Raw genomic sequence first — 23,506 nt, forward strand, 5'->3', positions numbered from 1 at the left:
AAAGATTCAGATGAGGCTACGGGATAGATTGGGTGAGTGTTGCAGGTTGACTTGGCATGATTAACGCATAGAAACTTTAGCAACCTCGCCCCCCTGAATTCCCTCCAAGGAGGGGAAACTCATGATTTAACGTGGAGCGGAAGAGTGAAACTCATCTGTGAAATCTCTGAATCCAAAAAATCTGTGTTCCAATAAAAAACCCCGACTGGCGATCGGCCAATCAGGGTTTATCCTGTTCTCCATGAAAGTTTATGAATCTCCCATCAAAGCTTCGTCCGGGAGATTGCTTCAGGTTGGGCATTCGCCGCAACCTTCGCAATGACAATCATTTATTAATTACGAGCAGCCGGTGGTAGAACCACAGGTGATACACTTCATGCAGGTTCCGTTACGGACCATGGTCATGCTGCCGCATTCCGGGCAGGCTTCGCCGGTGTATCCCATTTGCTTGGCTTTGTCGTATTCACTTTCATAACTATCGGCCTGTACCGCTTTTTGCTGAACCTGAGCACTTTCGCTGGTATCAACAGCGGCCGGTTCGGGTTCAGCTACGGTCTTTTTTGCGACAGCATCTGATGATGTTGCATTTGGGGCTTTCGCCTCGGTCTGTGTGTCCGCTTTTGCTTCTGGCTGGGCATCAGCAGTTGGACGTAAATTTCGGGTTTCAATCTGATCAGCCGGTACATGTGCCAGATCTTCTCTGCCCAGGTAGGTAACCGCCAACTCGCGGAAGATGTAATCAATAACCGATGTACTCATCTTCACGTGTGGGTTTCCATTTACCATACCGCTTGGCTCGAACTTGGTGAATACGAATGCATCCACGAATTCTTCCAGAGGTACGCCATGTTGCAGTCCAAGTGAAATGGAGATCGCAAAGCAGTTCAGCAAGCTTCGGAAAGCGGCACCTTCACGGTGCATGTCAATAAAGATCTCACCCAGCTGGCCGTTTTCGTACTCGCCGGTTCGGAGATAAACGCTTTGTCCGCCAATCTTCACTTTTTGTGTGTAACCTTCGCGCCGGAATGGAAGTCGCTGGCGACGGGCCACATATTTGTGGATGATTCGCTCCGCCACCTCAAGCACTTTATCCTGTGCCATAGTGGTTTCAGCATCAGCCGGAGCGTCTTCTTCCTCGTCAATTTCTTCCAGCACATCCGCCATAGAGTTCAGCGGCTGGCTGAGTTTGGAACCGTCACGATACAGTGCATTTGCTTTCAGCATCATCTCCCATGAATCCATATAAGCGTCCTTCATATCTTCGATAGTCGCTTCATTTGGCAAGTTGATGGTTTTTGAAATAGCACCTGACAGGAACGGCTGAGCAGCAGCCATCATGCGAATATGTCCTTTTGCAGAAATGAATCGGGTTCCGATTCGGCCACAGCGGTTCGCGCAATCGAATACCGCGTAATCTTCTTCTTTCAGATGTGGTGCACCTTCAACCGTCATGGTTCCGCATACATAATCGTTGGCTTCCTGGATTTGTTCTTTGCTGAATCCAAGGTAGCGCAGCATATCAAAGTTCATATCGTTGAGCTGCTCTTCGGTAATATCTAACACCTCCTTGCAGAAGTCTTCGCCCAACGTCCACTGATTGAAGGCAAACTTGATATCAAAACTTCCAGGCAGTGCTTCGTTGATCGCATCAATCTGCGTTTCAGTAAAACCTTTCTCACCCAATGTTTCAGGGTTGATGTGCGGACAGCCTTCCACAGAACCAGCTCCTTTTGCGTAGTTGATGATATCCTCAGATTCCTTCACAGAATAACCGAGATTCTTCAGCGCCTTAGGAACGGCCTGGTTGATAATCTTGAAGTAACCACCACCAGCCAGCTTCTTAAACTTCACAAGAGCAAAGTCAGGCTCAATACCAGTGGTATCACAATCCATCACCAAACCAATGGTTCCGGTTGGAGCAAGCACGGTAACCTGTGCATTTCGATAGCCGTGTTTTTCGCCCAGCTTCAGCGCTTTGTCAGAAGCTTTTTTAGCGGCTTTTACGAGGTAATCAGGACAGATGGAAGCATCGATACCCATTGGCTTCACTGTTAATCCTTCATAGTCTTTCGGATCAGCGTTATAAGCTGCACGGCGGTGATTGCGAATCACCTTCAGCATATGTTCTTTGTTACGCTCGTAGCCTTCAAACGTACCAAGCTCTTTCGCCATCTCGGCTGAAGTAGCGTAGGATGTCATGTGCATGGTTGCTGTAACCGCTCCTGCAACAGCAGCTCCTTCTTCACTATCGTACGGAAGTCCCTGTACCATCAGCGCAGCACCAATATTGGCATAACCCAATCCAAGCGTGCGGAATACATAGGAAAGCTCCGCTATTTCTTTGGATGGGAACTGAGCCATCAGCACCGAAATCTCCAGGACAACCGTCCAGATTCGGGAGGCGTATTCCAGCGACTCAATATCAAATTCCTTGTACTCACCATCGCCTTTGAAATATTTCATCAGGTTCAGGGAAGCGAGGTTACATGCGGTATTATCAAGGAACATATACTCCGAGCAAGGATTACTTGCATTAATCGGGCCATCTTCGGGGCAGGTATGCCATTCATTGATGGTGTCGTGGTATTGTGTTCCCGGATCGGCGCATGACCAGGCTGCATAGGCGATGTCATCCCAAAGCTCTCGGGCCTTCATTGTTTTCATCGGCTTGGGATCGCGGCCTTCTTCTTCCGCATCATCCAGTTCAACCCGACCATACAGATGCCAATCTTTATCTTCCTTCACAGCTTTCATGAACGAATTTGGCACCCGAACGGAATTATTTGAATTCTGACCACTTACGGTAGAATATGCTTCGGAATTCCAATCAGTGTCGTAAGTATCAAATTCCAGATCAGTAAATCCTTGTGCCGCCAGCTGGATTACACGCTCTATATAATTAAGCGGAACCTGATTTCTCTTGGCTTTACGGATTTCACTAGCCAGTTCTTTGTTCTTCAGCGGATCACGACTCATAGCTCCGTTAAACGTCCGGCCTTCAATTTCTACCGGTGTGTGGCAAAGCTTGATGATATTCTTCAGGTGCTTTTGAACGGTTTTAGAACCAGCCACCAATGCGGCTACTTTCTGCTCTTCGCGAACTTTCCAGTTAATGTATTCTTCAATATCCGGATGATCCAGATCAAGAGTTACCATTTTAGCAGCGCGGCGGGTTGTGCCACCAGATTTAATGGCGCCGGCTGCCCGATCTCCGATTTTCAGGAAGCTCATTAAACCAGAACTTCTTCCGCCACCACTCAGCGGCTCAGCAGCTCCGCGGATTTTTGAGAAGTTACTTCCGGTTCCGGATCCATATTTGAACAACCGGGCTTCCCGAGTCCAAAGATCCATGATACCGCCTTCGTTCACCAGGTCGTCATCCACACTTTGAATGAAGCAGGCATGCGGCTGCGGGTGTGTATAGGCATCTTCGGATTTTTTGAGCTCTCCGGTTTTACCATCAACGTAGTAATGCCCTTGTGCAGGTCCGTTAATTCCATATGCCCAGTGAAGTCCGGTATTGAACCACTGCGGACTGTTCGGTGCGGCCATCTGATTGGCCAGCATGCACGCTAATTCATCGTAAAAAACTTTCGCATCTTCCTCGCTGTCAAAATAGTCGTGTTTCCACCCCCAATAAGTCCAACAACCCGCCAAACGATGAAAGACCTGCTTGCTATCAATTTCATGTGTATAACGTTCTTCTTCGGGAAGATCCTTGAGCGCTTTTTCATCAGCTTCAGATCGCTGTAACCATTTCGGCACTCCCTTTTCTTTGATCTTTTTCAGTTTCGCAGGAACCCCGGCCTTACGAAAATATTTCTGAGCTATAACATCTGTTGAAACCTGAGACCAGCTGTCAGGAACCACAACGCCTTCCATATGGAATACCTGTGAGCCGTCCGGGTTTTTAATTTCTGAGGTGCGTGTTGCAAATTCGATTTCGTCAAATGGAGTCTTCCAGTCAGACTTAGTATAGAAGCGAGTAAATTTCATTGGCGTACTTCGTTTTTATTCGTGTTGTGTTGAAACCTTCGTAGATGAGAGACAATTTTAAATACCCAATCCCGATGAGTTATCTCCTAAAGAAGTACGAATTAATATAGACGAGCAGAGGTGATTGGGCAAGAAAAAAATCAAATACTTTTCCACAAAATCGGGGACTTATCCACATCTGTGAATTTATGATTTACTAACTTGACAAATCAGAATGTAAAAATGATTTTTTTATTATATATGTATCCGAAAAAACAAACATGCGCAAAGGAATATTCTTCCAAAAAAGCGTGATAAAATTATCTTAAACGATATTTTTGAGCCAGAATTAAACATACATTAAAGAAAAAAGTTATCCACAATCATTTTTCCACAGGAAATATATAATTCTATTTTTATATAATTATTATTCATTATTTAATAGTCAATATTTAGAATAATTTAGTTTAAACATAATTGATCAATATATGTGCAATTTTAATTCTACATATAAGGCAATAAAAGAAAGGGATATTGTAAAAAGCCTTGCCTGCAAATGCGTAGAGGATATTAACAAATAGTATGCTGAAACAGACCGGGTATCATTATATTTGAACAGACACCCGGTTTTTTCATCTCCTTATTATATGCGAATTACAAAAATCAGAATGAGAATTTCGCCCCGCCTTTGAAATTAAAGCCGGGAGTGTTGAAACCATAAACTTCGGTATACTCTTCATCCAATATGTTATTTATGGATGCAAACAATGTGAGTTGCTTGCTCAGTAATTCATACTGTAAATTGGCATTCACCAACACATAGCTATCCAGTTCAACTTCTTCATTGGCAAACGTCTGAGTGTTATAATAAATGTCTTTTCGATCTCCCATAAATTGTCCACTCAGGTTGATACTGAAATCAGGGGTAAGTTGCTGGTTTAGGTTTGCTCCAAAACTATGATCAGGACGACGGATCAGGTTATCAGTTTCCTGCCCATTCTGAGTTATAGCTCCGTCTAAATAATTGTAGAATACTTCCACTTGTGTTTTGGGTAAGCTATAACCTACTGACAACTCAATTCCAGAATCATTTTGTTCGTTTACATTGATATAACCTAACGTACCGTCATAGGAAATTAAATCATCAATGCTTCTTTGGAAATAAATTGCAGAAGTCGTGATTCTGCCATCTAAAGTATGAAACTCTATCCCTGTATCTAAAGTGAGGCTTTCCTGCGGTTTCAAATCCGTGTTTGCCCCAAACGGACCAAACAGCTCATTAAGTGTTGGCGCTTTGAATCCGGAACTGAGGGAAGCCAGCAGCTTAATCTGTTCGGTAACATTATAAACCGGTGCAATATTAAAGGTCCAGTTGCTTCCATATTCTGAGTGGCTATTAAGCCGTAACCCCAGCTCACCATTCAGTCCAAATCCGGATCGTAAAAAGGCTGTCGCATATGGACTCAAAATCCGGGAACCTTCATCAATCCCATCCAATTGAAAGTTCAGATCCTGAAAATTAAAACCAGCCAGGAACCGGACTTTTTCAAATTTGTTGTGGATGCCGTATAGATCAGAATTAAACAGCGATGCTTCGGGATTGAATACCCCAAAGCCATCCGTAAACTTTCTTTCTGTTTGTGTGAACGTTGCGGCTTCTTTGATTTCGAAATGCTCACCTTTGTAGTTAACTCTTACTCCGGTGTTCAGCAGATCAGCTTCGTAACGATTATCGGCATCAGAAAAAGCACCTGCATCATAATCCCCATCATATTGGGAGTAATTCAGAAATGGTGTGACAGTTAGTCCCTCCAACGGCTTGACGGATACCTGGGCATTGATTGCATTACGCAGAAACCCATCTTTTGTGAAATTGGAGCCACTCTGCGGTTCCGCTTCAGAAATGCCGTCTGTTTGTGTTCGTGTCAGGTTAACCGAATAATCGATTAGATTTGATCTTCCGCTGGCACCCAGCTCCCATTCGTTGGTATTAAAAGAACCGTAGGACGCTTTTCCGTTTATATTGAAAGTTCCTTCTTCACTATCTCGTGTAATAATATTAATAACACCGGCGATGGCATCTGATCCATATAATGTACTCATGCTGCCTTTTACGATTTCAATGCGCTCTACATTTTCAAGAGGCAAGAGCCGAAGGTCAAAAGCTCCTCCTTCTCCGGAAGGATCGGTAGCAGGGAAGCCATCAATAAGAATAAGCGTAAATCGGGTTGTTGCTCCCCGAAGATAAACTGACTTGTCTTTACCAGGACTTGATACTGCGCCATTAATGGTAATTCCATTTTGTTGATTTAATAATTCTGAAATTGATAAGCCTGCATGCCTTTCAATTTCCTTCCGTTCAATTACAGTAACCGGCTTTGTTGTTTCCCGGTCGGTTGTAGGTGTTTTTGATGCTGTCACCACTACTTCTCCCAAATCGAGGGTATCAGCAACCTGAGCATAGCCGGGTTGATAAACCGCCAGTAAAAAAATGATAGGTATAGTGTATAGAAACTTCATTTATCTTGTTTATTGGATTATAAATATAATTAGGCGGGTAAAAACTTTTATCTGAAGTAAATACAGTAATGCCACGGCTGGTTTTCAGCGTGATAAAAATGAGATAAAGTTCAGAGCTAAAAGCATTGTTTTTTGAGCTGCACATCCTTTTACCCGAAAGAGGTGCATCGGTTAAATGATGGCAGGTCTCCTGGCTTCTCCGATTGCAGCGCCTTCCCGTTTCTTTTAGGAAACAGTGGCAAAGGTGAGGCTGCACTTCATCCGCCGGCTGGCGAATTCGGATTACAGTTGCGGGAACAGCTCTCGTTTCTCACGAGATTCCCTTTTAACTCTGGGTGATGAAATAAAAACATCTACCCGAGACCATCATTAATTCGCCGCTAAACTAAATACATTTTTTTATAAATCAAATGCCGAATTCCCTAAGTCGATCTGTTTCATGAGAATATCGGCCTGACACTGATGTTGTAAAAAACTGACAATTCCCTACCAAACATTGACTTAGTCTCTGTTTCTGTTCATAATCCCAACAGAGAATACTCGGCTTTAAAATCAATCAATTCAGAAAGGATATCATGAAAAACATGAATAAAGTAATGCTTTTTTCAGGAGGCATTTTTCTTGGGTTTTTACTCGCATTCACATTCATACAAGACAAAAATGCTCCGATAACTTCAGCGATGATTCAGGATGCTGCTTCTGTAATCGGACTTGAGTTCACACAGACTGAAAGAGATACTATGATTGAATCGCTTGAAGATACCCGGGAAGATCTTCAAACGATTCGGGATTTTAAATTGAATAATTCGGTTCCGCCCTCCCTGAATTTTAATCCGATTCCTGTAGGCAAACGCTTTGACTTTCAACAAAGATCACAAACCTGGGACCTGCCTGAAAATGTAGCTCTTCCTGAAAACAAATCGGATCTGGCTTTTTATACCATTGAAGAATTGGCTTCACTCATCAAAGACCGAAAAATCTCCTCTGTTGAACTCACTGAATTTTTTCTGGACCGAATTGAACAACATGACGAAGAGCTGGAAGCTATTGTTACTGTAACCCGTGAAAGAGCTCTCCAGCAAGCCCAACAGATGGATGTGGAACTTGAGCAAGGCACTTACCGCGGACCACTTCACGGCATTCCATACGGAGCAAAAGACCTGCTGGCCGTTGAAGGTTACAAAACAACCTGGGGGGCTATGCCTTTTAAGGATCAGGTAATTGATGAAACTGCAACTGTTATCCAGAAGCTGGATGAGGCTGGTGCTGTTTTGATAGCTAAAACAACCCTTGGCGCACTTGCTTATGGAGATATTTGGTTTGGAGGCCGGACAAATAATCCATGGGATTTGGAGCAGGGATCAAGTGGGTCTTCTGCGGGGTCGGCTTCAGGTACTGCAGCCGGACTCTTCCCTTTTGCAATCGGTACTGAGACTTTAGGTTCTATTGTTTCTCCTTCAACCCGTAATGGAACAACCGGACTGCGGCCTACATATGGAAGGGTAAGCCGAACCGGAGCTATGGCCTTAAGCTGGAGTATGGATAAAATAGGTCCGATTACCAGAAGTGTGGAAGACGCAGCACTGGTTTTTAATGCTATTTATGGTCCGGATGGAAAAGACCAAACCATCATCGACCTCCCGTTTAACTACAATGCGGATCTGGATATCACCAATCTAAAAATTGGATATATAAAATCTGCCTTTGAACAAGACTATTGGAATAAAGAACGGGACAGCCTGGTATTGGAAACTTTCAAAGATCTTGACGTTGAGCTCATTCCTATTGAGCTTCCCGAGTTTGAAACCGGCGCGCTTAGCATCATTCTTACTGCTGAAGGCGCCGCTGCTTTCGATCAGTTGACATTAACCAATCAGGACGACACAATGCAGTGGCAGGAACCCAATGCGTGGCCGAACACCTTCCGGGCTGCTCACTTTATCCCGGCAATAGAATATATTAATGCCAACCGGGCCAGGTATCAGCTTATTCAGAAAATGGATTCCGTGATGGAACAGGTGGATGTCTATATCTCCCCTTCTTTTGGTGGAGGAAATTTACTGATAACCAATTTAACCGGACATCCAAGCGTGGTATTACCCAATGGGTTTACCGATGATATGCGTCCGACGAGCATCACTTTTGTGGGTGATTTATTCGATGAAGCAGCCGTCCTTTCTGTAGCTAAAGCTTATCAGGATGCTACCGATCATCACAAAAAACATCCGCCAATTTTTAAAGAGTAAGCTGGTGACTTAAGTTAAAAGCCAGCACTCAATTGTAGTGCAAATACATTGTCATCCAATTCAGTGCCGCCATTAGTGGAATAAAGGTACGAAGCTTTCAGAATCACATTTCGATCCAGCTTAAATCCCGTTGTGAATTCTATGCGTTCCCGGTCATACGTCCATTTCTCATAGTTATATGCAGACTGATTGTTTTTGAGGTCGCCTGAAATCAGACGCTCCAGCCTTATTGCTGCATATGCTCCGGGCAGAAATGGAAAATCAGCTATTAACTCTGAGCTTATGTGCTGAACCTGGACTTCATCCTCCCAAACAAACAATAGTGGGGTGCCAAGTGAATCAAAATAAGGGGCTTCCCATTTACTCCAGTTATAGGATGCCAAAAATGTGAAGTAGTGATAAGACAGTTCTACATCTGTTCCAAACAACGTTTGGGTATAATTCTTAAGTTCATCATCGGACAGCACTTCGTTCATCTCGTCTCTTTTCATATATGAACCATGGCTCAGAGAAAGACCTAATCTACCCCATACAAAAGGTTGAAAAACTAGCCTTCCGGTAAAAGCTGGAGTGGCATGTTCCCCGTATTCAAAATGGCTTGATGCAGCCGCCAGAGTTGCTGCAAGATTATATCTGAGCCAACCCGAATCTCCTACCCTATTCCCTATCATAATTCCTTGAGTATACATACGCTGATAAACCATAGTCAGGCCTGTTATGTCGTCCCCATAATCCACCCCATCAATTAAGGTACCCAGAGTTTTACTGATTGGAAGACCTGAGGCATGTGATAGTGGTAAGTGAACAAATGGATTATCAGAAGAAAGTACACGGCTGGAATAGGCTCCATAGGGTGTTACAAAGCGACCAGCCGTAATCGTAAAGTTGGACTCATCAACTGGCATGTAGTTGATATTCATCACCGAAAAGAAAGGAGAACTAAGCTGCTTTCCATCGTAGTAATCAGCCTGTAAAGCAGCAGAAACAAACCATTTCCTTGAAATGTTACCGCTGATAAATAATCGTAAATAAGGGGTGTAAACGGATATATTTTCATTCGGAGTTTGGTTCACGTAAGGAGATGAATCGCTCCCTCCCTTCCGAATTTCGAAATCAGCAAGACCACCAATCTGAACCTGCCCTTTTACGGATAGGGAATGAAAATTAATTCCTAAAAAAATTACAAAAACAAAAATCGTTTTGATTTTCATGACAAACCTCCCCGGCTTTCAGCAATGGAAGTCATCCGTTCGGTATCCCAGTCAATCTCATAAATTTGAACTGGCTTCTCAATTCCTTTTACTTTTATTGTTTCAAGTTCATTGATGGGCACTTTGCGTTCCAGGTTCAGAAAAACAGATTCTGAGATTAAGATCTGGTGTTGTTTAGCTGCCGAACACAAGCGGGCTCCCAAATTAACGGTACTACCTAATACTGTAAAATCCATTCTATTCTCACTCCCCATGGCTCCCATAACCACTTCACCGCTGTTAATGCCTATACCAACTGCTAAATCTTCTTCCTCTTTCTGCAAAAGAGACTTCAATTTCTTCTGGATTTGAACGGCTGCATTTACGGCCTGTTGCTCTTTGTCTTCCCCCTGAAATACAGCAACCAGCTCATCACCCACAAACTTGTCTACGTCTCCCCCAAAATCATGTACGAGGTCTGCCTGATAACTCAATAAATTATTCAGCATATCAATGACCTGCTCGGGAGTATGGTTTTCGCTCCATGCAGTGAAACCACGTATATCAGAAAAAAGAACCGTGATATCTCTTCGTTCGCCTCCAGGCTCAATGCGTGATATATTTTTCTTTATCGCATCAAGTGTGGCCTCCGAAACAAACTTCAGCATAAGAAGCCGTTCGCGCAGTCCTTCAACCAATTCATTAAATGCACGGGTTAACTCACCGATTTCATCCCGGCTGGTAATGGGTACTTCTTCACTGAAATCTTCTTTCTCTACCCTTCGGACGCCATCTAACAGTAAATAAATTGGTTTTGTGATTCGGCTGGTAATCCAGATACTAATTGCAATAGCCCCTGCAATTGCAAATATCCCAATACCAAATATCAACAATTGTAAGTTTTGAAGAGGAATCAGCTCTCTTGTCAGAGACTTTGCCACTGCATAATACCCGTCAATTCCCTTAATGCTGCCCGTGGTTTCAAACATTGGCGCAATATAAATAAGCCAATTTTCAGACCCCAGAGACACTTCGGTTGAGGTTGCCTGTCCATTTTTAAGTACTTCAAACGTCGCAGCGTGTATATTCCTTGAAAGTGTGTTTTTATTGGAAGATGAAATGCTTTCGAAAGAACCCGCCAAAAGCTGATTATCAACATAGTATAGTACTTCGAGCCCCATATCTCTGGAAAGTTGTTCGGTCTCAAGCTGCCTGATAGGAAATCCATAAGATAGAGTTCCACCCAACTGATTTCCTGACCAAACCGGAATAGTGATTACATTGAAATACCTCTGACCTTCTTTCCAAATATAGCTTTGAACTGGCATTTCTCCCTGTAATGCCGTGCCTATTCCAGCCCTGTCTGCAATTGAATATCTTGGAAGAGGAGCTGATGACATTTGCCCAAGCGGCCTTCCTTCCGGGTCACAAATAATCAGTAATCCCGCTGAGTCAGGATTCATATAGAATTCGCTTGGAACAAGTGAATCCGGAATAATAGGATCGAAATCCAAAAGATACAGCAAATCTTCCCGGAGTACATGATTTACAGTAGCCGTATCACCGGTAGAAATGGCGGCCTTTAAACTTGGGATATCGGCTAACAAAATGGCTGTTTGCCTTAACTGGCGGAAACGGATATCCTGGATACGTTCGAATACTCTGCCTGCTTCACTAAAGTTGGAGTCAATATCCTGTCTGATTCGCGATTCCAGAATCTGGCTGGAACTGAAAAGAAGGATCAAAACGGTCGTCAGAACCAGTGCTACAAATCCTGTCAGAAGTTTCCATCTCAAACTAAAGAATTGACTGCTGTTCATAGCTTAAAAATTAAGCGTTACAGTTCCAACTTCAATAGCTTCTTCTGAAATAATTTCGACTGGAATAGCTTTCTCCTGATAACCGAGTGCATAAACTCGAAGCTGGTAATCTCCAGAAGCAATATGATCAAAAGAAAATGAATCCCCGTTCTTTACTTTGGTCCATGTTATCACACTTGGCGGCATTACATAAATTGTAGCACGCATGTTTGAATGAATATCACAAAAAACATCTACCGCACCAGGTTGATCAAACGTTACATCCAGATACTGACCTTTAGGTCTGCGTCCCACATCAAACCTTTTCTTTGGGGAAAGACTAAATACATTGTGATATACAGGATCGGAATTGCGAATTCTGACAGAGCCATGTTGACGAACAGGCAATAAGGAAGGACTAAATGATAAATCTTTCTGGTCGAGCAAAACCGGTGTTTCCGAGGCTTTCCCCGATGACGAAGATGAGCTTTCAAGCCAAATCAATACAGAATCGGTCACTGATGCCGTAGAGCCCGCTGATCGTGAAGGTCGCCCATATCTTCCTCCCACACTCACAGAAGTCTCCTTGGCAGTCAACAGCACAACCCCTTCAACCTTTCCATGAGGTTGGCTTTGTCGGGCAGATACAAATTCTTGGGGTATAATCAGAAAAAAACTGAAAACAGCCACATACGATAGAACTAGCGTCCCCTTCATCATACTGAGTTTAATTAGCATTGACGTTACTTTAAAAACCCTTTGCTCAATCAAGTCAATCTACTAAAAATAACCTATTGTTGTAACCACGTAATGCGAGATACAAAAAGACTGTATTAAATCATAAATTCGCCTTTTCCGGGTCTCATAATTCCTTTATTAAGATTTTACCATAGCCAATTAAAAAATTATTTATTATATATTTACTAGTTAAATGTTATGGGTTATAAATAATCGGGCAAAGCAATGATGAAGAAAGAGGTTATTGTACGACCAAAAAAATGGCTACTCCTCTCATTATACACGATAGGACCACTCTCTATATTTATCTGTACCTATGTGTTAATTCAGCTTTTTGTTGTAGGAACTAATGAGCCTTTTGCTTTTAAAGTAATTTTGTCTGCCGTTTGCACTCTGGCTATTGTAGTAATCGCACTACAGCTTCCCACCTACCACAGGTTTAATATTGTTTTTAGCAGGGATGGGATTTTTCAAAATGGGATTATCAGCAAAAAATTAGCCTACGATGAAATTGAGAAAGTAGTGGTTAGAAGTGCTGGTGTAGAAATATATGGTGACAACTATTTCAACAATATTACCATTGCCGACTTGTATATCAACTACGAGGAGGCGGCCGAATTTTTAGCTGAAATGGTTAAGGACAGAAAAGATATTTACATCACAGGTAACCGGACGTTTGTGCAAAGTTTTAAAAACTCCATATAGGCTAAATAAAAAAATCGCCCGGAACACTTTTCTATAATTTTTCGGTTTGAAATCTTAAAGAAACAAGGCCGCGGACTTTAATTTCGACCTTCCCACCAATTATACCGTAGTACTTTCAGTGACTTTGTTCACTAGTTAATTAGCACAAACCCCGAACAATTGTCAATAAAAAAATCACCTATTTTCCCACAACTTTCCCACAGAGTTATTCACATTTTTTGTGGATAACTTTCTCTTTATTTTCCTAAGTATCAGTTAATTATAATTGTAGAGCATTCCATTTTTTCACAGGATTTCCTGATAATCTGTGCATTGAAAAATATGCCTGAGTATCATTAAAGGTTTTGGCAGGTGGCTTAAATAGGCTTGTTCTATTACGGGAACTTGCTCAGAACATGTTGATGAAAACCTGTCCTGGTTGAAAACATTTGTAATACTACAATTCACTCAAAGTACTGCTTGAGCCTTTCTCTTTGTCTTTCCTGAACTCAATTTGATAGGTAACACCACCCTTTCCCGTTATCGTCCATTCTGCACCAATTTGGCTTAACAGTGCCTTTATTAGGGTAATGCCCAAGGAGTTCTTTCTTGCCAGGTTTTCTTCACCCGAAAAACCAATCCCATTATCTTTTATTCTGCTATAGATAATTTCATTCTTCTCCTCAAGCTCTACTCTTAATTCTCCACTTTTTCTTCCGGTAAAAGCATGTTCAAGAGCATTGGAAATAATTTCATTAAGAGCCAAAGCAAAGGGAATAGCCTGATTTATATTTAGTTCAATATCTTCAATTTCGGTATGTATTTTCACCTCGGTATTACCAATCTTGATGCTACTCTTAATCTGATCGATCAGGTCGTCTATGTATTCAAGTATAGAAATTTTACTCAGGTTTTGAGATTGATATAGTTTCTCATGGATCATGGCCATGGTTTGAATGCGCATCTGGCTTTCCTGAATCAACCGCTGAAATTTCGGGTCAGAATATTCATAAACCTGTAGTTCCAGCAAACCTGAAATCACAGCAAGGTTGTTTTTTACTCTGTGATGAATTTCCTGCAGCAATACTTCTTTTTCATTTAACGTAGCCCGTAATTCATTTTCTCTCTTTTTTAGGTCACTAATATCCTGGCCAGTACCGATGATAAATGTTTCACCATCTCTTTCAAACAAAACTGCATTTACATTACGGGCTAAAGTCTTCCCATCTTTTGTTATAGGATTGGATTCTAAGCTTACTTTACCATGTTTAAGAAGTTCATCTACCTTACCATGTAAAAGCTGTTTATTCTTTTCGGAGTATTGATCAAGCATTTTCCTGTTTAGCAGTTCTTCAACAGAATACCCTAAATCGTGAGCAAGATTTTTATTCGCTCTCAACAAATTCAGGTCTTTATCCAGCATAAAAAATGTACCTGGCAGCCCGTCAATAATAGCATCAACAAATCTTTTTTCTTCAATCAGTTCCCTCTCCATTTCTTTTTGTTTACCAATATTTAACCCAATAATCAGAAACACTTCCTCCCCATCCATCATAATAGTGCTACCCCGCCAAAAATAGGGGCTTATCTTTCCCCTCTTATGTTGCAAGTTCACTTCTTGCCCCGCAGACTTATTGGCCAGAATTTTTTTCATGGCTTCAATAAGGTCTTTATGATTCTCTTTGGGAGTAAAGTCAAAAGCTGACATGTGCTTAAGTTCTTCGGCTGAGTATCCAGTCAGTTTTTCACCTGTTTTATTCCAGAGCAGAAGGTTCATTTTTTTATCAACCACTGTAACAATACTAGGTAGGTTATCTAGTATCTGCTGGGTAAAGTTTCTCTGTTCAATAAGCGATTCTTTCATTGAAAGCCGCTTCAGGAAATTCCCAATGATTTCTACGGAAGTCTTGAGTGTCAGTAACTCATAATGCTCCCATGAACGAACTTCGCCCGTAGAATCAAAACCCAGGAAACCAAACCAATCATCCCCCTGAAAAACAGGAAGCAGTAAAACAGATGAAATCCCTTGCATCTCCATCAATTCACGTTCTGGAGAGGGCAACGCAGAACTTGGCTGATTAACAATAAGATTAGATGAAAGCCTTTGTTGAAAAAAAGGAAATTCTTTGTAGGGAATATCTTGTAATTCCGGATTATTGATCTGTGGCTCAACACCTTCGGCACAGGCTTCAAACTTTTGGCTTACCAATAGGTTGCCATCTTCAGTAGTTTTATTGGTAAAGAAGTAAACCCGATCAGTTTCTGTTATTCTTTGCAGGATTTGAAGCACTTCCTCAAAGACGCTAATATCCGAGGCGTCTACTAATAAATTCGAACATTCAGCCAGTGCGTGTTGGTAGGAAAGCCTGCTTCTTAATTCTTTCTCGGTCTCTCTTTGGGCTTCCAGCTCGGATTTTTTTCGTTCAGTAATTTCAAAGGATGTTCCCAAAATTGATTCGGGTTTGCCCGAATCATTATACTGCAGTTTAATTTCATCTCTTAGCCATATGAGCCGGCCATCCTTTCTCTTAAAGCGGTATTCATTGATTGCAGTTCCCCCATTTTCAAGCACTTGAAAGAACCTGCCGGCCACTTTCTCCTTATCGTCAGGATGAATACGACCAGACCAAGCACCACTTTTCGTAAAAAAATAATCAGCCGAAAAACCTAGTATCTTTTCAACATTAGCGCTTACAAAAGTAACAGGGTATTCGCTTGTAGATGCACATTTGAAAGCAATAATACTGCCATCCTCGAACAGCTGTTCTACATCCGTACTGGTTAGTGTTTTCCGATTATCCTTCATTATTTTTATAAATATTCCCTGAAACCTGTCCTAAAATAGTAAATTTACCTTCTCAAAACCTTTGCTGATAAGATTTTAACGATCTTACTATCTTGTTGAGCCTTTAGTTTATTATCGGAATAAAAAGTTAAAAATTAAGTGTGCTATGCCTGATCAATATAAAGTACCTGCTCAAACCCGAATTGGACACGTTCACCTGAAAGTATCTGATTTGGATCAATCACTGGATTTCTATTGCAGGTTGTTGGGCTTCGAGCTCATAACTACCTATGGTGATCAGGCTGCTTTTATTTCTGCGGGAGGCTATCATCATCACATTGGGTTAAATACCTGGCAGAGCTTAAATGCTCCTCCTGCCCCTCGAAAAAGTACGGGCCTTTTTCATACGGCTATCCTCTATCCCACCCGAAAAGATCTCGCTGAGATTTTACAACGGCTCATAGATGCTGATTACCCATTATCGGGAGCATCGGATCATGGGGTATCGGAAGCACTATATTTGGATGACCCCGACCAGAATGGGGTAGAACTATATTGGGACCGACCTGAAAATGAATGGCCAAAAAACGAAGATGGCTCGTTAAATATGTTTACAAAAGCTTTAGACATTCAGGATCTTCTAGCTGAAATTGACTAACTACTAAAAATTTTACTGAATCATAATATTCTCAACGTTATCTTTGATAAAAATTTTAAACCAATCTCATCTTCAATGAAAAAGCTCCTTACCCTTTTATCCATATTTGCTTTAGGATTTACCTCAACCGCTAATGAAGCTCTTCGCTGGGGACAAATTGGTCACCGTGCCACCGGGCATGTTGCAGAGCAATACCTCACGGATAAAGCTGCATCAGAAGTAAAAAGAGTGTTAGGGAATCAATCACTCGCCGAAGTAAGTGTCTGGATGGATGAAGTTCGCTCTGACGATGCTTATGATTTTATGGCACCATGGCATTATGTAACCATACCTGAAGGCGAAACCTATGAAACGGTAGAGAAAGCCGAAGGTGGTGATATCATTTGGGCGTTGGAAAAGGTGGTTAAAGAGCTGAAGGAAGGCAATCTCACCCAAAAACAAGAAGAGGAAAATCTGAAGATACTCGTTCACCTTGTTGGTGATTTGCATCAACCACTTCATGTGGGTAATGGAACCGATCGTGGTGGAAATGATGTCCGGTTACAGTGGTTCTGGAGCAACTCGAACCTGCATCGTGTGTGGGATAGTGAAATGATAGATGACAAACAACTTAGCTTCACAGAGCTTTCTGATTTTATAAACCACCCTTCAGACCAGCAAATCAAAAAATGGCAAAGTACCTCTATCAGAGACTGGGCTTATGAATCGCAAGCTTTGCTTCCACAGGTATATGATTTCCCGGAAGACAAGGAACTAAGCTACGAATACTCCTACAAGAACTGGGATACTGTAGAGGAACGATTGGTAAAAGCAGGTGTTCGAATGGCCGGTTTGATAAATGAGATTTATGAGTGATGAAGTAGATAAGTGGGCTATTTTTAAAGATAATCCCGGATTCATAAACCTGCGATTCAGAAGCTGAACTACAATCCATCAAAATTAGTTAATTTCCATAATCTATAAGTCGCTCACTACATCACTTCATTACCATATCACTCCCTTCAATCTTCATAAAGTGTAAAAACTTAAATCGGGTTTGGTATTGGCAAATATTCAGGGGATCTTTGGTACACAAATTAAAGGCAACATCGGTATTTATTTATTAGTACAGTATTTATTTCCCTTCTATAGTTTGTATAACTAACACACAATCTTCACAGCCGATTTTAGAAATGAAGTATGCTCATATTGAAGCATATAGTACACTGTGCCTGTGAAAAAAACACTTATTATTTATTATGGAATACGGTAAAATTAAATGGTTTGACGGCCAAAAAGGATTTGGTTTCATTAAACCTGAAAATGGTGAAAAAGATGTCTTTGTTCACCGAAACAACGTCGAAAACCTCGGGTTTAACGAGGATATCAACGACGGTGAAGAAGTTGAATTTGCTGTTGAAGAAACAGACAAAGGACTTAGCGCAGTAGATGTATATCTGCTCGAATGATGTCCTGATTCAATAGATCTGAATGCCTCACATAGATTTATGTGAGGCATTTTTTTTATCTGCTATTCTTTTCTTGAAACATCTCCCCGGTTCAGCTACTCTTGTTCTAAACCAACCATGGGGAATACAAATGATTTTATATAAAAAACGACGACACTATAAGTATACTTTGGTCGAATCCTATTCCAGAACACTTGAAATTCAGCCCGATGAGAAGCTGGGTAACAACTTTATGTATCTGGATACAAACGGAAAACTCTATATTTCAAAAGGGTACTCCTGGGATGGTCCAAGTGGCCCAACCCTGGACACTAAAAACTTTATGCCGGGCTCATTGGTACATGATGCATTGTACCAGTTGATGAGAGAAAAATATTTGGATTATGAGTACAGAAAGTATGCAGATGAACTTCTCAGAGATATGTGTGTAGAAGACAGTATGAGTAAGATTCGGGCTTTCTTCGTGTATTGGGCAGTTCGCATATTCGGAGCTTCTTCAGCTAAACCAGACACTCTTAAAGCTCCATAAAATAAACCAGAAAAGCGCCATTGCGAGGAGATCGCCTCATCGAAACAAGATAGTTTAGCTCAAACTATAATTCTCCTCGCGATGACGGTAGGTTTATAACCGGATCAATACCTTGCAGGCATTCCTTCTTCCGGAATGGAGTTTTCTATGAATACCCGGATGTCTTCATTGGAAGTAGCCAGGTCTTCAGCGCGCAGGTACATCATATGTCCACTTCGGTAGCCTTTAAATGAAAGGCGATCTTTTAATCTGCCACTGGGATCCATATTCCACATGGTGTATTTCGCATCGAAGTAATTAGTACCACCGTCATAATAACCAGATTGTATCAAGGTGTGAAGAAATGGGTTTTCAGCCATTGCTGATCTTAGATCTTCTCCGGTGTTATCTCCACTACGATTCCATGGGTGAACCGGTCCAAAAGTCCAGTACTGCAGATCGGTTTCATAACCAAGTTCACTCCGGAGATAGTGGTTGATTGCAGGTGTAAATGCATGATTCCAGGCCGTTAAAGCAGGGTCGTAATCGTAGCGCTCACCCGCATTTTCACGGTCCACTCCGCGGTAACGAGAATCGAGTCGGCCAACCGTCAAACCCTGATCTCTGAGTAACTCTTTCCAGAAAAATGAAGTTGAGATTCGCAGATTCCGGTCCAGAATAGATTGTACCGATAATCCCGAATATTCAGATACTTTTTCTGCAATACGTCTTTTTTCTGTCTCTTCTAAGAATCCACCTTTAGCAAGTGCAGGTATAAATTCATCAATAGCAAAAGCTTCCACTTCGGGAAGAATTTCATCCAGATCTTTACTTTGCAGTTCACTGCCCAGGGCATTATGGTACCAGGCTGTTGCGGCATAGTATGGCAAAGCGGTAGCATCTTCTACTGCCCCCTCTCTCTCAACACCAAGTCCGGTTGGAGAAACTAAAATCACTCCATTCAGATACATCCAGTAAGAAGACTGAAGCTCATTAGCCAAACCGGATACACGAGTTGTACCATAGCTTTCACCAATAAGGTATTTTGGGGAAGGCCAGCGATTCTGCCGGTTTACAAATGTATTGATCCAGTCGGCCAGGTACTCAATATCAGCGTTCACGCCAAAAAACTCAGAACGATCTGTTTCAGAATCAATGATACGGGAGAAAGCCACATTTACCGGATTCACAAAAACAATATCAGCAACGTCCAAAATAGAATGTGGATTATCTTCTACTCCGTAGGGTTGAATAGGAAAACCTTCGTCATCAATTTTCAGTTTTTTAGGTCCGGTATAACCAATGTGCATCCACACAGATGCCGAACCCGGGCCTCCGTTAAATGAAAAAACCAATGGGCGACGCTCTTTATTTTTTATATCTGAACGCTCGTAATAAGTATAAAATAAAGTGGCTATTGGTTTTCCTTCCTCATTCCATACTGGTTGGTTACCGACGGTGGTTGTATAAGGAATCTTCTTGCCTTTGATAGTAACCTGATGGTCAGAGGTCTTGGACCAGTCTACTTTGGATACCCGTTCAGTTGGGGAAGAATCGGGGGCCACGCTTACAGCCTGGCTAACACCCATTTTAGGAAAAGCTGCTATCGAGAAACTGCATAGAAATACAAATGCTTTTATACCTGCTTTCATAGTTAGAATAATTTTTTAATTGAAGAGTAACGATGAGTATTTACCAATTCTGGAGCTGAATTTCCTGTCAAATTCGGTAAATATTATTTTTTAGGATCAACCTTAAGCTCGTTTTCTAGCTTAAACCGAAAGCTTTTATATAAACTGTCTCTTTGAACTCTAAGTCTTATTCTCGAATCCTGTCTTTTCTGAAAAATATTAAGCACATCATTTAAATTCATACGAGCTGCTGCCTCCCCATTTATGTACTTAATAATGTCTCCAACCTGAACCCCATCCTTCTGAGCAGGAGAGCCTTCCCTTATATCGGAAATAACATAAATTGGAAGATTCGGAACAGGAGTGTTTACTTCTATTCCACTAAGGTTGTAATTAAAGTCATCTCCAAAGTCTTTATTTTTTCTTAGTAGTATATAACCACCCTTATAGTGAAAAATAATTTTAAATCGACGGAGCACTTCTCCGCCAAGACTTCCATTCCTGTCACCTAACTCAAAAGCTTTACGTATGGCAAAACTATCAGGGTAAGCTACAACAGGTTGTTCAAAAATATATTCACTTCCCAGTTTCATTTTTTGAACCCTACCCAAGTAGCCATTTACGTTTCCACTCAGCCCTACACCAATAAGAGTACTGATATTTGATTGGGGAACTACAATGCTATCATGAGTCATTGTATAAAGGGAAAAAGCATTACTTGATCCGGAATCAATCAACAACCGGATTTGAGTATACGAGACTCCCGGATTATGCTTAAAATCGAGTTCTATGTATGGTTTTTTTTGCTCAATATGAATTGGAAGCTTAAACCACTTTCGATGCTTGGGTAGTTCTTCAAACTTCTCTTCAAATTCTACTGGGTCATATAAGACCAACTTTTTATTTTGATAATCAATTTCAACTGCATATTGAGAAAATAAATCGTACCCGATTAAGCCATGAACGTACGTTCCCATTAAAGAGGAAAGCTTAAAAATATCCGTCTTTAGAAAAAGAATTTCTACATTATTTCCCTCAATCCTTCCAATATTAAGTTTGTTTTGATCAGCATAAAAAGCCTCAACTGGTTCTCCTTCACCCAAACCCGATAGAGTAACTGTTCGTGAGCTTTCCAGAAAAACTTCTTCCCCATTTGGCAAGGAGCTTATAAGTGTGTTGCTTACGCCAGTATCAACTATAAACTTCAAAGGTACTGACCCATTTACACTGGCTTCTATAATAATCAGGTTATTTATAAGCTCGAATGGAACAATAACCGGCCGATCAGGTCTCCCATTTATATTAAATGTAGTTTTCTCAGTTTCACTTAAGACCGTATTTTGGGCACATATTTGCTTTTCATCTATAAAAAAAGCCGAAAACAAAACCAAAATTCCCGAAACTAAACTCCGGTACCCGCTAAGCTTTTTATATGCCGACAAATTAGTCACTGGATCCAAATTATATTCATTCTAACCATACCAGACACCCATATAAAAGTACTCATGATCACATTTATTGTCTGGTTAGTTTACAAGTAATCTAGCTCAGAACCTCTTAATCAAATTTCAAACAAACAATCCTAATTTTCCTGTTGTACATATCTACTAAATAAACAGGGCATTATTTGGTATTAATTGTAATAAAGAAGATATTAGAGGTGATGCAAATGTATGGTAAGAATCAGTATTAGTAATTTAGTTTAGTATTTGTTTCCCCTCTATAGTTTGTACAACTAACAAAAAATTATGCAGCCGCACTCTTAAATACTTCATTAACTGAACTTTAAGGATACGCTGCGTTCAATACAACACAACACATTATGGAATACGGTAAAATTAAATGGTTTGATGCACAAAAAGGTTTTGGTTTCATCGAACCTGAAAATGGTGGAAAAGATATTTTTGTTCACCGCAACAACATTCAAAACCTTGGATTTGAAGAGGGGCTTGCTGATGGTGAAGAAGTAGAATTCGAAGTCGAAGAAACTCCTAAAGGCCTTAGCGCTGTAGAAGTTTCAAGAGTCGGATAATTCTATCCATTGATTCTTTATTTATCAACCCCTCACTTGAATCAAGTGAGGGGTTTTTTTATACCTTCTATTTCCTTTTGATAGTACTATGATTGATAAACCATTTGATCTCATCCTTATTGGAGCAACCGGATTTACCGGCAAACGGGCTGCTCATTATCTCAAAAAACATGCCCCGGAATCTTTCAAATGGGGGATTGCCGCCAGAAATCCAGATAAAGTCACAGCACTATCCCATGAATTGAATATCCCGGATGATCGGTGCTTTATCGTCGATAACCTTAATAAAAGAAAGGTTGAGGAAGTTGTTCAAAAAGCAAAGATAATCATTACTACAGCTGGTCCATTTTCACTGTATGGAGAAAATGTAATTTCAGCATGTGCCACCTATGGAACTCATTACCTGGATATAACCGGAGAAGTGGGCTTTATTAAAGAAATGACCATCAAATACGAAAAGGATGCTGAAAATAGCGGAGCTCTTCTGATTCCTTTTTCCGGCTTCGATTCTGTACCTGCCGACATCACTTCTTATCTGCTGCAAAAAGAATTTGATCATCCCGAAAAGCTAAGCATCAAAAGCTATTATTCAATTAGTGGAGGATTCAATGGCGGCACAATCGCTACGATGCTGAACAAGTTTGAAACCGGTGAGTACAAAAAAATGAATGATCCTTCATTATTACTGAATGGTGACAATGTTCAGCAAATACATACTCCCAAAGACGTTCAGTTTTTTGGGTTTGACACCGCTATAAAACGCTGGTCGGCACCGTTTATCATGGGAGCTATTAATTCCAAGGTAGTTTATAAAACAGCCGATTTAATGAGAATTCAGGGCATACCTTATGCTGAAAGCATCTCTTACAGCGAGCACTCTACCCTTGGTAAATGGTATAATCCCCTCCCTTTTTTAGTGGTATCAACAATTGTGCTTTCTATAACTTTTTTTGGGCCCTATAAATGGTTCAGACATCTACTCCAAAAAATAATGCCTGCACCAGGAGAGGGGCCTTCTGAAGAACAGATTGAAAATGGGTATTTCAAGCTGCGAGCTATTGCCCGAAATGAAAAAGGACAAAAGGCTTCTTTGAAAATGAGGTATCCTGGTGATCCGGGAAATAAATCTACCGTATTCTTTTTATGTGAATCAGCTCTCTGCTTAGCTGAAAACTCAGACAAACTGAAGTCACAATCGGGAATTAAAACCCCTATATCGGCATTGGGTAATTTACTTGTCAAACGACTTTCGAAACGTGGACTAATGATAACACTAGCTAAAGAATGATTTT

16 protein-coding genes and 1 riboswitch are annotated in these 23,506 nt (G+C 41.1%); of the genes, 8 read left to right on the forward strand and 8 right to left on the reverse strand.

The window, feature by feature from the left end; translation table 11 throughout:
- Positions 1-336: 336 nt before the first annotated feature.
- Positions 337-3,996, reverse strand: a complete 3,660-nt coding sequence (locus RIB15_RS01320; RefSeq protein ID WP_350200344.1) for a vitamin B12-dependent ribonucleotide reductase — start codon at positions 3,994-3,996, stop codon at positions 337-339.
- Positions 3,997-4,638: 642 nt separating this feature from the next.
- Complete coding sequence (locus RIB15_RS01325) at positions 4,639-6,495, reverse strand: TonB-dependent receptor plug domain-containing protein (protein WP_350200345.1); 1,857 nt, start codon at positions 6,493-6,495, stop codon at positions 4,639-4,641.
- Positions 6,496-6,658: 163 nt separating this feature from the next.
- Positions 6,659-6,878, reverse strand: a riboswitch (cobalamin riboswitch).
- Positions 6,879-7,070: 192 nt separating this feature from the next.
- Here RIB15_RS01325 and RIB15_RS01330 point away from each other — a divergent pair.
- Positions 7,071-8,741 carry an amidase gene (locus RIB15_RS01330; protein WP_350200346.1) on the forward strand — a complete coding sequence of 557 codons (1,671 nt, stop codon included), beginning with the start codon at positions 7,071-7,073 and terminating at the stop codon, positions 8,739-8,741.
- 14 nt (positions 8,742-8,755) lie between these two features.
- On the opposite strand, the gene RIB15_RS01335 is transcribed toward RIB15_RS01330, so the two are convergent.
- The 3 genes from RIB15_RS01335 to RIB15_RS01345 are packed head-to-tail and all read right to left on the reverse strand — an operon-like array spanning position 8,756 to position 12,447.
- Positions 8,756-9,952, reverse strand: coding sequence for a hypothetical protein (locus RIB15_RS01335; RefSeq protein ID WP_350200347.1), 1,197 nt, complete (start codon positions 9,950-9,952; stop codon positions 8,756-8,758).
- Complete coding sequence (locus tag RIB15_RS01340) at positions 9,949-11,751, reverse strand: adenylate/guanylate cyclase domain-containing protein (RefSeq protein WP_350200348.1); 1,803 nt, start codon at positions 11,749-11,751, stop codon at positions 9,949-9,951. The genes RIB15_RS01335 and RIB15_RS01340 overlap by 4 nt, the downstream gene beginning before the upstream one ends.
- Positions 11,752-11,754: 3 nt before the next feature.
- Positions 11,755-12,447 (reverse strand): cupredoxin domain-containing protein, encoded by a 693-nt coding sequence (locus RIB15_RS01345; protein ID WP_350200349.1) that lies wholly within the window; start codon positions 12,445-12,447, stop codon positions 11,755-11,757.
- Positions 12,448-12,693: 246 nt separating this feature from the next.
- Between RIB15_RS01345 and RIB15_RS01350 the strand changes: the two genes are divergently transcribed.
- Entirely contained in the window at positions 12,694-13,173 is a 480-nt protein-coding gene (locus RIB15_RS01350) for a hypothetical protein (RefSeq protein ID WP_350200350.1), read from the forward strand.
- A 436-nt stretch (positions 13,174-13,609) separates the two neighbouring features.
- Here RIB15_RS01350 and RIB15_RS01355 read toward each other — a convergent pair whose 3' ends face one another.
- The gene (locus RIB15_RS01355) at positions 13,610-15,958 is read right to left on the reverse strand and encodes a PAS domain S-box protein (protein ID WP_350200351.1); all 2,349 of its coding nucleotides are present in this window, start codon (positions 15,956-15,958) and stop codon (positions 13,610-13,612) included.
- Between the two features lie 145 nt (positions 15,959-16,103).
- On the opposite strand from RIB15_RS01355, the gene RIB15_RS01360 reads away from it, so the two are divergent.
- From RIB15_RS01360 to RIB15_RS01375, 4 genes are all read left to right on the forward strand, one after another.
- Complete coding sequence (locus tag RIB15_RS01360) at positions 16,104-16,595, forward strand: VOC family protein (protein ID WP_350200352.1); 492 nt, start codon at positions 16,104-16,106, stop codon at positions 16,593-16,595.
- 75 nt (positions 16,596-16,670) lie between these two features.
- The gene (locus tag RIB15_RS01365) at positions 16,671-17,450 is read left to right on the forward strand and encodes a S1/P1 nuclease (RefSeq protein ID WP_350200353.1); all 780 of its coding nucleotides are present in this window, start codon (positions 16,671-16,673) and stop codon (positions 17,448-17,450) included.
- A 383-nt stretch (positions 17,451-17,833) separates the two neighbouring features.
- A complete protein-coding gene (locus tag RIB15_RS01370) occupies positions 17,834-18,043 on the forward strand; it encodes a cold-shock protein (protein WP_255132402.1) in 210 nt (69 codons plus the stop codon).
- A 124-nt stretch (positions 18,044-18,167) separates the two neighbouring features.
- On the forward strand, positions 18,168-18,572 hold the full coding sequence (locus RIB15_RS01375) for a hypothetical protein (protein WP_350200557.1): 405 nt from the start codon (positions 18,168-18,170) through the stop codon (positions 18,570-18,572).
- Between the two features lie 104 nt (positions 18,573-18,676).
- Here RIB15_RS01375 and RIB15_RS01380 read toward each other — a convergent pair whose 3' ends face one another.
- Together RIB15_RS01380 and RIB15_RS01385 are read right to left on the reverse strand one after the other, a co-directional pair.
- Positions 18,677-20,140 (reverse strand): S10 family peptidase, encoded by a 1,464-nt coding sequence (locus RIB15_RS01380; protein ID WP_350200558.1) that lies wholly within the window; start codon positions 20,138-20,140, stop codon positions 18,677-18,679.
- A 146-nt stretch (positions 20,141-20,286) separates the two neighbouring features.
- Positions 20,287-21,624, reverse strand: coding sequence for an aspartyl protease family protein (locus RIB15_RS01385; RefSeq protein ID WP_350200354.1), 1,338 nt, complete (start codon positions 21,622-21,624; stop codon positions 20,287-20,289).
- A gap of 380 nt (positions 21,625-22,004) precedes the next feature.
- On the opposite strand from RIB15_RS01385, the gene RIB15_RS01390 reads away from it, so the two are divergent.
- Positions 22,005-22,214, forward strand: coding sequence for a cold-shock protein (locus RIB15_RS01390; RefSeq protein WP_255132410.1), 210 nt, complete (start codon positions 22,005-22,007; stop codon positions 22,212-22,214).
- Positions 22,215-22,302: 88 nt separating this feature from the next.
- A complete protein-coding gene (locus RIB15_RS01395; protein ID WP_350200355.1) occupies positions 22,303-23,502 on the forward strand; it encodes a saccharopine dehydrogenase family protein in 1,200 nt (399 codons plus the stop codon).
- Positions 23,503-23,506 lie beyond the last annotated feature (4 nt).

The organism is Gracilimonas sp. (assembly GCF_040218225.1).
GTDB lineage: Bacteria > Bacteroidota > Rhodothermia > Balneolales > Balneolaceae > Gracilimonas.

Coding starts and splice junctions, on each gene's coding strand:
- RIB15_RS01350 (WP_350200350.1), top strand. CDS start 12,694: ATGATGAAGAAAGAGGTTATTGTACGACCAAAAAAATGGCTACTCCTC.
- RIB15_RS01365 (WP_350200353.1), top strand. CDS start 16,671: ATGAAAAAGCTCCTTACCCTTTTATCCATATTTGCTTTAGGATTTACC.
- RIB15_RS01370 (WP_255132402.1), top strand. CDS start 17,834: ATGGAATACGGTAAAATTAAATGGTTTGACGGCCAAAAAGGATTTGGT.
- RIB15_RS01330 (WP_350200346.1), top strand. CDS start 7,071: ATGAAAAACATGAATAAAGTAATGCTTTTTTCAGGAGGCATTTTTCTT.
- RIB15_RS01335 (WP_350200347.1), bottom strand. CDS start 9,952: ATGAAAATCAAAACGATTTTTGTTTTTGTAATTTTTTTAGGAATTAAT.
- RIB15_RS01360 (WP_350200352.1), top strand. CDS start 16,104: ATGCCTGATCAATATAAAGTACCTGCTCAAACCCGAATTGGACACGTT.
- RIB15_RS01325 (WP_350200345.1), bottom strand. CDS start 6,495: ATGAAGTTTCTATACACTATACCTATCATTTTTTTACTGGCGGTTTAT.
- RIB15_RS01340 (WP_350200348.1), bottom strand. CDS start 11,751: ATGAACAGCAGTCAATTCTTTAGTTTGAGATGGAAACTTCTGACAGGA.
- RIB15_RS01355 (WP_350200351.1), bottom strand. CDS start 15,958: ATGAAGGATAATCGGAAAACACTAACCAGTACGGATGTAGAACAGCTG.
- RIB15_RS01395 (WP_350200355.1), top strand. CDS start 22,303: ATGATTGATAAACCATTTGATCTCATCCTTATTGGAGCAACCGGATTT.
- RIB15_RS01345 (WP_350200349.1), bottom strand. CDS start 12,447: ATGAAGGGGACGCTAGTTCTATCGTATGTGGCTGTTTTCAGTTTTTTT.
- RIB15_RS01380 (WP_350200558.1), bottom strand. CDS start 20,140: ATGGGTGTTAGCCAGGCTGTAAGCGTGGCCCCCGATTCTTCCCCAACT.
- RIB15_RS01320 (WP_350200344.1), bottom strand. CDS start 3,996: ATGAAATTTACTCGCTTCTATACTAAGTCTGACTGGAAGACTCCATTT.
- RIB15_RS01390 (WP_255132410.1), top strand. CDS start 22,005: ATGGAATACGGTAAAATTAAATGGTTTGATGCACAAAAAGGTTTTGGT.